Genomic DNA, 10,466 nt, shown 5'->3' with positions numbered 1-10,466 from the left:
TTTTATCATTATTGAGATTTCTTCAAGGTATATTTATAGGAGGAGACGTAGCAGGTAGCTTCACGATAGTAATGGAGAGTATAAATTCCTATAGGGGTATTTTCTCTGGTCTTATGCAGTCTGGGGTGTTAATTGGTTTCGTAGGCGTAGATAGTCTTTTCACATATTTAGCTTCTACGACAGGGAGGGATTTCATTTCATTCTACTGGAAATTAATTTTCATTATTGGTGTAATACCAGCAATACTAGCTGTTCTAATAAGGTTTAAAATGTCTGAGCCTAGCGTGTGGGCTAATATAAAGCATGATATAAACCCACTCAGAGGCTTAAGACAGTTACCTCAGCCACTACTAGTTATGATAGGATTTTGGTTAGCAATATATGCTGGTCCGCAGCTAGTTCCCACAATTTTTGGGCAAGTTATGAAGTTATCTCCTTCATATTATGGCTATCTTGTCATATATATGAATCTGATAGGAATAGCCTCCATGCTAATTTCTGGACTATTTTCTGACTTTATTGGAAGGAAAAAAATGGGAATTTTAGGAATAGTTTTATCAATTATTGGAGGAGTTATTTTCTATCATTTCTTGCCTGTCTATAGAAATTTACTTTACCTAACATTATTATTTGGATTTTTAGTCAACCTGCCGTCAGCTATAACACCGGCTTTTCTATCAGAGAGATTCAAGACATATGCTAGAGCATTAGGCATAGGGACTGCTTATAATGGAGCATATATAATAGCCGGTTGGGCTCCATTACTAGTTTCTGCACTTTCTCAGTTTATGAGCCCATTTAATTCAGCTACAATAATATTCGCTTTAGGCAATCTGATAGCGTTAATAAGTTTGGCTGTAGGTCCTGAGACCTATAAAGTATCGTTAGGCTGAAGAAAGATTATTATTTTTCTTTTCGAGCTAATATTACTATGAGAATAGGAGTTATAGGATCTGGTCCAGCTGGAGTATCCGCTTCCCTTGAACTAGCTAAGAGAGGTCATAAGGTTACTTTGGTAGAGAAAGAGGATAGACTAGGCGGAACTTGTGTATTATATGGTTGTATCCCATCTAAGGCCATGCTTAACCCTATTCACCTATTAACCTCAATGGAAAAAGTCGGTAAGAGAGACGTCTCCTTTAGCCTTGATGAACTGAAGAAGTTAGGTAAGGAAGCCTCTTCAAGAATTTCTAAAGGTGTAGAATATTTGCTGGAAGATAATGGCGTAGAGGTTGTTCATGGAAATGCTTCTCTTAGGTCGGGAGTATTAAACGTCAATAATGAATCATTAAATCCAGATTATATAATTATAGCTACTGGTACTTATAGAGAAAGGACTAGAGGAATTATTTATTCTGAGGATTTACCTTATTTGGATAGGGATTTCAACAGTGTAATTTTGGTAGGAGGAGACGTAGGTGGTATAGAGTTTGGATGGTTATTGAGGAAAATTGGGAAGGAGGTATTTTTGATAGATAAGCAAAATTCTCTTTTACCTTATCTGGATAAAGACATTAGTAATACGATAACTAATTATTTCTCCAGAATAGGAGTGAAATTGTATTTAGGCAGGATTGTCAAAGAGATGAAGGAAAACGAGGTAATATTAGACAATGGCGAGCGGTTAACAGCTGATGTAGTTTATATGACTTTCGGGAGAAAACCATCTATTGATGGCTTCGAAGAGATTAAGCATAACCCTTTCATACAAGTTGATGAATATTTGAGGACAAGTTTGAGTAATGTATTTGCCGCTGGGGATATAATAGGTACTCATACTGCTCATGAAGCTTCCTATGCAGGAAAAATAGCTGCTTTAAATATTGTGGGAGAGAGAAAGGTATTCAATACTCTAGGTATTCCTAAAGTGGTTTACACTCATCCAACAATCGCCTATGTAGGAAGGATGGAGGGGCAATGCGTTAAATTCTCCTTGTCGAACTTGGGAAGGGCAATAGTGGAAAAGGAGACTGATGGTATACTTAAGATTTGTGTAGAAAACGATAGGATTGTTGGTGCTCAAGCGTTTATGAAGGATGCTGAAGAGGTTATTTCTCTAATTTCCCTTATGATCAGGTTTAATATGAGTGTAAACGAGCTAAAAGATTTCGTAGCTCCTCATCCATCTTATATTGAGGCTATAACTGAAGTATTAAGTAGAATTTAGAGCATATTTTTGAATTTTGCCCTTACTCTTAGCTCTTTACCCATTTTTGTTATATCATAGGTTATTCTAATGTTACTGCACTCTCTGGTTACTTCTAGGTGAGACTCGTCTATGAACTTTATATTTGGTTTATTGCAAGTCCTAATGTCTACGTAATGGGAGAGCATTTCATCTAGTTGATTCATGTTACTTATAATAAATTCAGTTTCAATTGAATCTCCTTTTATCTTAGTAAAACTTCCATGTTTACTGGATAAGTAGGATGTGATTACGCATATTAAGCTACCAATTATGTTGAATAATATAACAACACCATGAAATAAGCTATTAATAAAGCTAATTTTTATAAAATTAATTAATATAAATGAGGTTAGAAGAGAAAGCATAATAGAGTAAACTGCGCTAATAATTATCGAGTATCTATAGTTGGTTTTGAAGTAGTAACTAAATAATAGTCCAGTAAGAAACGGACCTAATAGTGGAATCCACCACAGCACTAAAGGAGCTATGAAAGTAATATATTTGAGGTTAAAATTCATCAAATCACTTTATAATCCATTTTATTTAAACCTTTATACCAGTTGGACTTCATATAAGGTTTGATTTTTAGTATAACAGCAAAAAGTTTCGAGAGTTATTATAGATGTAAGGTTATTGTGAAATAACACGATATATCCTAACCAATGTAGGCTATCTCCTTAACTGTATTATCGTCTAAATCCTCAAAGTATACTTTACCATCCTCTCCTATTACTATGTATCCTACTTTTCCTTCACACTTGTAAGGAAAGGCTAAAATTCCTTTAGTCTTTAACCCTGAGACTGCAAAAACTGGCAATAAAGAATCATCGATATTTAACGCTAAACATGTGGGTATTAGTTTGAAAAGTTCGTTTAATACATTATTTAATAGCTCTTCATATTCGTCTCCCAATTGTTTTAATCTTTTAGCTTTATCTAGTAAGCTCATAAGATTTTAATTGAAAAATTTGCTCATATTTTTTGTGTTTCCATAATTTAACAGCTTCTTATGGGTTAGATACAGCGTTATTCATTGCTGAACCATTGATAATTTCAGAAAATTGTATTATACTATTATAAAATGATTGTCAGATAAAAAGCCTTAGTTATGATCAACTTATAGTGAATACTAACTAGAAGTTATTATAAGTTAGTCTTATATGGGAGAAAGACTATATCTATAATGAAATGCAACGATTGGACAGTCTTATATTAAAGAACTATAAGGAAGAGATGTTTGATTACGAGGTTTATAGGAAATTGGCTAGAATCGAAAAGGATGATAAGTTAAGAAGAACCTTAACAAAACTTTCTGAAATGGAAAGATCTCACTCTGAGTTCTGGAAGGAAATTGCTGATAAGAGAGGACTAAGGACTAAAGGGCTATCATTTGTTGACAAACTAAAGATAGGTTTTTACTCTATTATAAGAAGATTGCTAGGTACCAATTTGACTATAATGCTTCTAGAAGCTGGGGAAGAAGATGACGTGGAGAAATATAAAAAATTAGCAGAAATGAAGGAATTTGAGGAAGAGAAATCTAGATTAGAATCAATAATGTTAGATGAGGCTGTTCATGAAAAGGTTCTAGGAAATGTTGAGGCTAAAAATGTTGGTGATTTTGTATATGGGATAAGTGATGGTTTAGTTGAAGTTTTAGCAGCAGTTTCTGGATTGTCTGGAGCGATTTCTTCTCCTATCTTCGTTGCGGTAGGAGGTTTAATAATAGGAGCTTCGGGGACATTATCAATGTCAATAGGAGCTTACTTATCTACTAAATCAGAGAAAGACGTTAAGGAACAAGAACGTAAAAAGTTAGAACTAGAGAAAATTGTTGATCAGCGTCAAATTGAGCTAAAGCTAATAAATTTCTTCACAGAATTGGGTATAAATAGAAATATAGCGAAGAAAGTTTCTCCTTCTTTGGTAGATGTTGCAGAGGACATTTTATATCCTAAAGTCAAAGATAACCCTATCAAGAGTGCTTTAATAACAGGGGCGTCATACATTACTGGTGCTATAATACCAGTTATACCTTATATTGTAGGTCTTTCTGGCTTAGCCGGGGTTATTTCGTCTTATGTTATAGCCGGCTTAGCTACATTTGTGGTGGGATCAGTTATAGGATTATTAAGCGGAGTTAAACCTTTTAAGAAAGGTTTACAAATGACAATATTAGCCTTACTAGCTGCTTTAGCTACACATGGCTTAGGGTATCTAGCATCTAAGTTTTTACCTCATTACTATATAATATTACGAATCTCTAAAGCTTTAAATTTTAGTTAATTCTATTGTTCTCTATGCCATTATTTGGTAAAAAGGTTAAGGTTGTACATCACATAGATCACCTTCATATAAACATGAAGATGGCGATAAAGACTATTTTAGACTCTTATTTACCTGATATAATTAGAGGATATGGATTAAAATATGCTGATCCTAAATGGGGTGAACCTATATTCATACCTTATGGTTATCTTGATGGGGAATACAAGGATCCAATGGAAGCCTTTTCAAAAATATTAGAAGAGTTAAACGAAAGGAAGAGCGACGGATTACCCAAATTTAAAGAGTGGTATCCTAATAATCAATTTTATGACGTATATAGATTCGTTCAATACTCTGTACCTGGTACGGAAGAGGGGTATACGCCTGGTATAGCAGCTGATCCATTAATGAGCTATAATTATTTCAAGGAAGGGTTAGAGGAGGTAAAAGCTGAACTACAAGGTAGAGTGATTGTTGCAAATCCTCTATTATCTTCTATAACTAACTTTATCTTCCTTGATCCAATAATGCCTAAAAGAAACGAAATAATAGATGCTTATGTGTGGTTTAACAAATATTTTCATGAGGAGTACGATAAGGATAAAATGTACGATGAAAAATTAGGAAGACATTATATGAATTTAATATTCGATTTCTTAGAAAGTTTTGGGAAAGATAGACGAACTTCCAAAATAGATGATGGTGATGTACTATTAATACCTTCAATTATATGGCCTAAGAACAAGGTTTTCGACTGCAATAACTCTATCCAAGAATGTTGGAGAAATTCCTATTTATTTAAATCATCTATGTTTCATGAAATTGAAGCATTACCAGTTATTTTAAATAACGTTTTGATAGACAATATAGTAAATAATTATGCTAATAGATTTAAAAAAATTATTATTATAGGTAATAAGAAAATGCCTCAGTTAGATAGATGTGAAGATTGTCCTAAGTCTTTAAAGTCACTAAAGATCGTGAAAGAGAATCAATATTCTAAAGTGTTTATGCCTTAAAAAGTAGAAATAGTTTTTAGTTAAGCATATTTACAAGGTGGGGATAGCCTTAAACCTTAAGGACGGGGAGGAAATCAGAAAAATGTATAAAATTTTTCCTTAACAAAATTAATAAAATCCTTATTATTTATAGTAGGACCACATTCATAACATTGCTTCACGTATTGTGTTATATAACATCTGATAAGAGTCATATATTGATTTATAAACATTTGCATAAATTCCCGATGGTGCTGATTTTCCTGTAATATATTGATATAGCAGTGTAGAATTTAGATCGGCTAACTGTGTAGGAGAAATATTGTTTGGATACCCTATGTCCACCCAAGTTCCCCCTGGGCCACTGATTATTATAAGTGTTACAATATGAGGAGGATTACCTGCATTAACTACGTTTATCATATTCCCATTTATGTTATAAGTGCTATTTATTTCGTAAAATACGGTCAAATTATAAACCCACGATGGGGCTAGTTCTTTAAGTTCTTGTAATCCAAAGCTTACAATATCATTAGTTGGTATTGGTGTATCATTTGTTGTCTCATTTAGATAATTACCATATATGTAAATTGGATGAAAGTAAACTGGTAATATTTTGGTATTATTATATGGCGTGTAATTTGTAAATATCAATCCAGGTATTCTGGCCCCTAAACTACTCTCGTAAATTGAATAGTTAGTCTTTACACTAACGTTGCCAAAGTGTTCTAACGCTAAATACAAGGGCCAGGAAGAAGTTGCTCCATTGGGACATCCGTACCAACTTATGAAATATATTTGAACTGAGTTGTTTCCTGCAAAATTTTGATTACTGACTTTATATATATTAAATAATGGAGTGTTAGCATTAGCTACTGGAACCGAATTTTTAGATGAATGAATATAGGGAAATACTACTAAAATTACAATCACGGCTATTAAAACAGCAAACGGAATATATAGTAGGTTACTCTCTTTTTTCTGCTTACTTTTCTTTTGTTTTGGCTTAGCCATTAATATACATGATAAGCTTAAGAATATATTTGTTTTGCGAAGTTCATGATGAAATATTTTTTATATGATACTACAATTTATAGAAATAATGATGAGTTTGCCGAGTTTTGAAAGATGAAATGATATAACCGCTGATTTACGAATTTCACCATAAATTCTTAGTATATTCCTATATCCTACAGATCCTCATATCTAAGTCTTCGTTTAATTCTTTGCATTCAAGACGATCAGAATTTAGAAATAGTTTGTCTAACTTTTTTAATTGATTGTCAATATAAGGAACCTTATATGCTGTTATCATATACCATATGTTTTGTTTGATTTCATGTATAATTAGCCTTGGCGTCATCTCTTTAAGTACTTTGATGATATGTTCTACATTAGACCCTGTACCAGTGACTCTAAATTCCTTTATTACCACATCGCCTTGAGTTCCATCAATTTCGTACCCATCAACGTAAAGTGTAAATAAAGCTCCTAGTTTGAGTATTAATGAAAACTCTTTAGGCTCTAGTTCAATTTTGTATTTATTAATGTAATTAAGCCATCTATCTCTTTTTCTTCCTCTAGTTTTCATCCTTACTAGAGCCTGTAAGCTTAGTGAACTTAGGATGTCATTTATATTAAAAGAGATAAAATCTTCATCCCTATATATCTCAATTCCTTTACATTTAACTTCAGAAAGTGTCCCATCACATAAGTAGGAGAATTCTCGCAAGGGAGGTATAAATAGATCTTCTAATGTCTTTACCTTTAATTTCATTTTATCAATTACCACCATAGAGTGAGGTCTTCTAATAACATCATTTCGATTAACGACATTGAAATAAGTAATGGTAAAATATCTAAATACTCCTCAGGTATTTGTGACGGGTCGAGTTCACCATTAGCAATCATATTTTTGATTTCATTAGCCTTATTCTGTAAATTATCATAAATTTTCTTGGCTTCTTCCAACCCTCCCGCAGTTAGGTCATAAACAGTTTTTTTAAAGAATATTCCTTTATCCCTCTTTATAACATATCCTTCCTTCTCTAGATGTTTTAAAGTTGCATCTATTTCATACTTGTCTTCGTCCTTCAATGATTTAACTATCTCGTCAATAGTAGACTCACCATGATGGTATAGAAAAGCTAATATTTTGTCTCTGAGATTCATAGCTATATTATCTCATTTTCCTAATTTAAGTGTTATCATAGTGATTTATATATTGTCTTAAATATAGTAAAATTATGAAAAATCTTTTAAAATCTCCCGAACAGTTTAGGGGAAGTATTAATTATCTTAGTATTGCATATGAATAATTGGTGAGAAAATGGGAATAGACCCAAACTACCGAACAAGTAGGCAGGTCGTAGAGGAACACTCTGGGCATAAGGTATATGGTCCAGTAGAACCTCCAGGAAAATTAGGTATACATGGAACGATAGTGGGAGTGGATTTTGATTTATGTATAGCAGACGGCTCGTGTATTACTGCATGCCCAGTTAACGTATTCCAATGGTTTGATACTCCAGGCCATCCAGCTTCAGAGAAAAAAGCTGATCCAGTCAATGAACAAGCATGTATATTTTGTATGGCGTGTGTAAACGTTTGTCCAGTAGCAGCAATAGATGTTAAACCACCATAACAAGGAAGTTTCTTTTTACATCTTTTCCTTTTTTTAGTTATAGAAAGTCTAGGTCTCTAATTATATTAGGTAATTGTGTAATATCGAGATGTTTATTTTATAAAGTATAATTGCTAAATTCACTATTCATGGAGCCATTCTATTTCAAGTCATATGATAAAGTAGTGGGCATAGCACATGATGTAAAGGAATTAGAAGCTGAAATGGAGAGAATAGGAAAGACAGATTCTGCTTGTGTCGAATGGCATTTGAAGGAAGGTCATATAGTATCTTGGTTAAATTATATAGGAGAAAGAGGTTTAGCTGAGATGTTGAAGGGTGTTAGTAACGTAAAAGAGGCTCTAGCCAGAATAAAGGAGTACGAGACATTAAAGTCCAAAAATGTAGGACAAAAGGGTAACAAATATTATAGGAAGAAGGTATATAAGTTCTAATTTTTTCTCATTAAGGTCAAGTAAAATCATATTTTGTTGATATCATGACTTCTGCTTCTTTATCAAATTCTTTTCTAAACTTTATCGTTAGATCCCTAGCTTCCTCAATGCTGTCCACAACGTTTACTATTATTCCAGCTTTCTCATCTTCAACCTCAGTGAACATATACTTACCGAAAAATCTTTTGGCATCATCAGTTTTTTTAGTAAATACTGCAAAAATTGACAGTCCAGATTTATTTAAATCTATTATTGGTATTAATCTGACATATCTCTTTCCAAATAAATATCTTAGATGTCTTCTAACAGTTTTAGAGGAAACTCCTAACTCCTCAGCCAGTTCTATAGGTTTAATCAATGGCTTCTCTTTCAAGATGCTCAATAATTTTAGATCGAACTTAGATGGACTGTAGGGCATCTGCGTAGGAACGTATATCATTCTAGGCTCGCCTAATTTTTCGCTCATCTTACTTATCTTATCTTCTAATTCAACTCTGTTCTTAGCGTCTATTTCATAAACATTTAACTCCTCAAGGCATTCAATCTTAGCTATGTAGTCACCTTCCCAGTCATTAATGTTACTAAATGAAACGTATCCGTGATATCTCCCTAAAAAGTTAGGATTTACGTATAATACAAATCTTTTTATAACTTCTCCAAACAGTCTCTCCATTCTATAACTTACGGCTGGTGGAGAAATCCCTAATATCATTGCTATTCTCCTCTGAGGAGTTCTAGCGTCCTTCAGCAGTATTTTCAATATGCCTTTATCTATCGAATCCATAATTATATATCTCATTAATGTTTTATATCCTTTTCTTACAAACATGCTTTAAAAGTTTATACAATATTTCTTATTTATCAGTCAGCTTTTTGATCCCTTCTAATAAAGAGTTTAAGTTTCTTTGATTAAATGGCACTCTAATTATAGTATAATCTCCAGAATATATTCCATATAAGAAAAGTATTACGTCTTTCTCATAAAGGAAGGTGTAAATTAATGCTTGAATTAAGTCCACTTTCTTTAGGTCAGAGTTACTTTTAACTTCTACTACGATTTCATCAGAGCATAGATCTGCTTGACCAGTAACCCTTACGCCATAAATTCTTTCCACTCTTTTATCACAGTAAGAGAATCTCGACTTACTGGTTAAGTCAGATAATATTTTTACAGCATTATTCAAATTATAATTAAATGGATCGTAAGAATCATTTTTTCTTGCTTTTCCTTCTATTAGATAGGACTGTAAGTAATCATGAAGTATTTGCCCTAACTTTCCGTTGCTTGGCATCTTCACTTCCAGCGTATAGTTCTTAGAGACTATCTCATATTCTATGTCCTCATACCTAATAACGTAGCCTAATCTTCTCTTTAGACTACTTTCCAACGAACTATAAGTGATACTACAAGTTTAAATATATTTATCAAAAAATTCCTAATAGTTAAAATCTCAATTTGAAATTAGTATCACTTATTCTCTCTACCTTTCCTCCAATCAGTCTTAGGCATTACAACACGTTTGAAATTTTCCAACCTACTCTTGAACGGAATTAAATCCTCAATTATAAACTTTATCTCATCCTTCATCTTCTTCTTAGGTCTAAAACCTAATGATGGCAAAATATTAGTTTCAACATTATAGTAATGTTCTTCCTTCTCTATCCTTGGATTCTTAACGTTTTGTATATTAATCTTCATCCCTAGTGACTCACCTACTTCCTTAACCATTTGCGCGATTTGCATAACACTATAAACTTCATGAATTTGATTCACTACTCTGTACTCTCCTTGTTTGGGTGGATTTTCTAGTAATAATGTTAATGCTTGCATACTGTCTTCTAGTGATATGAACCCTCTTGTTTGTCCTCCCTTACCATAAGGTGTTAAAGGCAAGCCTAATACTGCTTCCACACAATACCTATTTACCACTGTA

The 10,466-nt window shown here is 33.0% G+C and carries 13 protein-coding genes and 1 pseudogene; 6 read left to right on the top strand and 8 right to left on the bottom strand.

Features of this window, described 5'->3' with window-relative positions:
- Positions 1-893 (top strand): MFS transporter (locus DMP16_RS05475; protein ID WP_143576955.1); only part of this gene is annotated, 893 nt, incomplete at its 5' end.
- A 38-nt stretch (positions 894-931) separates the two neighbouring features.
- A complete protein-coding gene (locus DMP16_RS05470; RefSeq protein WP_069283743.1) occupies positions 932-2,167 on the top strand; it encodes an NAD(P)/FAD-dependent oxidoreductase in 1,236 nt (411 codons plus the stop codon).
- On the opposite strand, the gene DMP16_RS05465 is transcribed toward DMP16_RS05470, so the two are convergent.
- The gene (locus DMP16_RS05465) at positions 2,164-2,706 is read right to left on the bottom strand and encodes a hypothetical protein (protein ID WP_083216381.1); all 543 of its coding nucleotides are present in this window, start codon (positions 2,704-2,706) and stop codon (positions 2,164-2,166) included. The genes DMP16_RS05470 and DMP16_RS05465 overlap by 4 nt on opposite strands.
- Positions 2,707-2,843: 137 nt before the next feature.
- Entirely contained in the window at positions 2,844-3,137 is a 294-nt protein-coding gene (locus tag DMP16_RS05460; protein ID WP_069283741.1) for a hypothetical protein, read from the bottom strand.
- A 239-nt stretch (positions 3,138-3,376) separates the two neighbouring features.
- Between DMP16_RS05460 and DMP16_RS05455 the strand changes: the two genes are divergently transcribed.
- Both DMP16_RS05455 and DMP16_RS05450 read left to right on the top strand, forming a co-directional pair.
- Positions 3,377-4,474 (top strand): VIT1/CCC1 transporter family protein, encoded by a 1,098-nt coding sequence (locus tag DMP16_RS05455; protein WP_069283740.1) that lies wholly within the window; start codon positions 3,377-3,379, stop codon positions 4,472-4,474.
- Positions 4,475-4,488: 14 nt separating this feature from the next.
- Positions 4,489-5,475, top strand: coding sequence for a hypothetical protein (locus DMP16_RS05450; RefSeq protein WP_069283738.1), 987 nt, complete (start codon positions 4,489-4,491; stop codon positions 5,473-5,475).
- A 144-nt stretch (positions 5,476-5,619) separates the two neighbouring features.
- On the opposite strand, the gene DMP16_RS05445 is transcribed toward DMP16_RS05450, so the two are convergent.
- From DMP16_RS05445 to DMP16_RS05435, 3 genes are all read right to left on the bottom strand, one after another.
- Positions 5,620-6,468 (bottom strand): DUF929 domain-containing protein, encoded by an 849-nt coding sequence (locus tag DMP16_RS05445; RefSeq protein ID WP_069283736.1) that lies wholly within the window; start codon positions 6,466-6,468, stop codon positions 5,620-5,622.
- A gap of 169 nt (positions 6,469-6,637) precedes the next feature.
- Positions 6,638-7,231 carry a hypothetical protein gene (locus DMP16_RS05440; RefSeq protein WP_069284703.1) on the bottom strand — a complete coding sequence of 198 codons (594 nt, stop codon included), beginning with the start codon at positions 7,229-7,231 and terminating at the stop codon, positions 6,638-6,640.
- An 8-nt stretch (positions 7,232-7,239) separates the two neighbouring features.
- Positions 7,240-7,626 (bottom strand): helix-turn-helix domain-containing protein, encoded by a 387-nt coding sequence (locus DMP16_RS05435; protein WP_069283734.1) that lies wholly within the window; start codon positions 7,624-7,626, stop codon positions 7,240-7,242.
- A 157-nt stretch (positions 7,627-7,783) separates the two neighbouring features.
- Here DMP16_RS05435 and zfx1 point away from each other — a divergent pair, with 157 nt between their 5' ends.
- Both zfx1 and DMP16_RS05425 read left to right on the top strand, forming a co-directional pair.
- Positions 7,784-8,098, top strand: coding sequence for a zinc-containing ferredoxin Zfx1 (zfx1, locus tag DMP16_RS05430; RefSeq protein WP_069283733.1), 315 nt, complete (start codon positions 7,784-7,786; stop codon positions 8,096-8,098).
- A gap of 128 nt (positions 8,099-8,226) precedes the next feature.
- Positions 8,227-8,532: a hypothetical protein gene (locus tag DMP16_RS05425; protein ID WP_069283731.1), complete on the top strand. Its 306-nt coding sequence runs from the start codon at positions 8,227-8,229 to the stop codon at positions 8,530-8,532.
- A gap of 16 nt (positions 8,533-8,548) precedes the next feature.
- Here DMP16_RS05425 and DMP16_RS05420 read toward each other — a convergent pair whose 3' ends face one another.
- The 3 genes and pseudogenes from DMP16_RS05420 to DMP16_RS05410 all read right to left on the bottom strand — a co-directional run.
- Positions 8,549-9,316 carry a winged helix-turn-helix transcriptional regulator gene (locus DMP16_RS05420; protein WP_069284702.1) on the bottom strand — a complete coding sequence of 256 codons (768 nt, stop codon included), beginning with the start codon at positions 9,314-9,316 and terminating at the stop codon, positions 8,549-8,551.
- A gap of 70 nt (positions 9,317-9,386) precedes the next feature.
- A complete protein-coding gene (locus DMP16_RS05415; RefSeq protein ID WP_231961115.1) occupies positions 9,387-9,920 on the bottom strand; it encodes a hypothetical protein in 534 nt (177 codons plus the stop codon).
- An 80-nt stretch (positions 9,921-10,000) separates the two neighbouring features.
- Positions 10,001-10,466: pseudogene (locus tag DMP16_RS05410) on the bottom strand (NAD-dependent dehydratase); the annotation flags it as partial.

It is taken from the genome of Sulfolobus sp. B1 (assembly GCF_007050195.1).
GTDB lineage: Archaea > Thermoproteota > Thermoprotei_A > Sulfolobales > Sulfolobaceae > Saccharolobus.
Note: the sequence above shows the minus strand (reverse complement) of the source record. Positions and strands in the feature narration are given on the sequence as shown.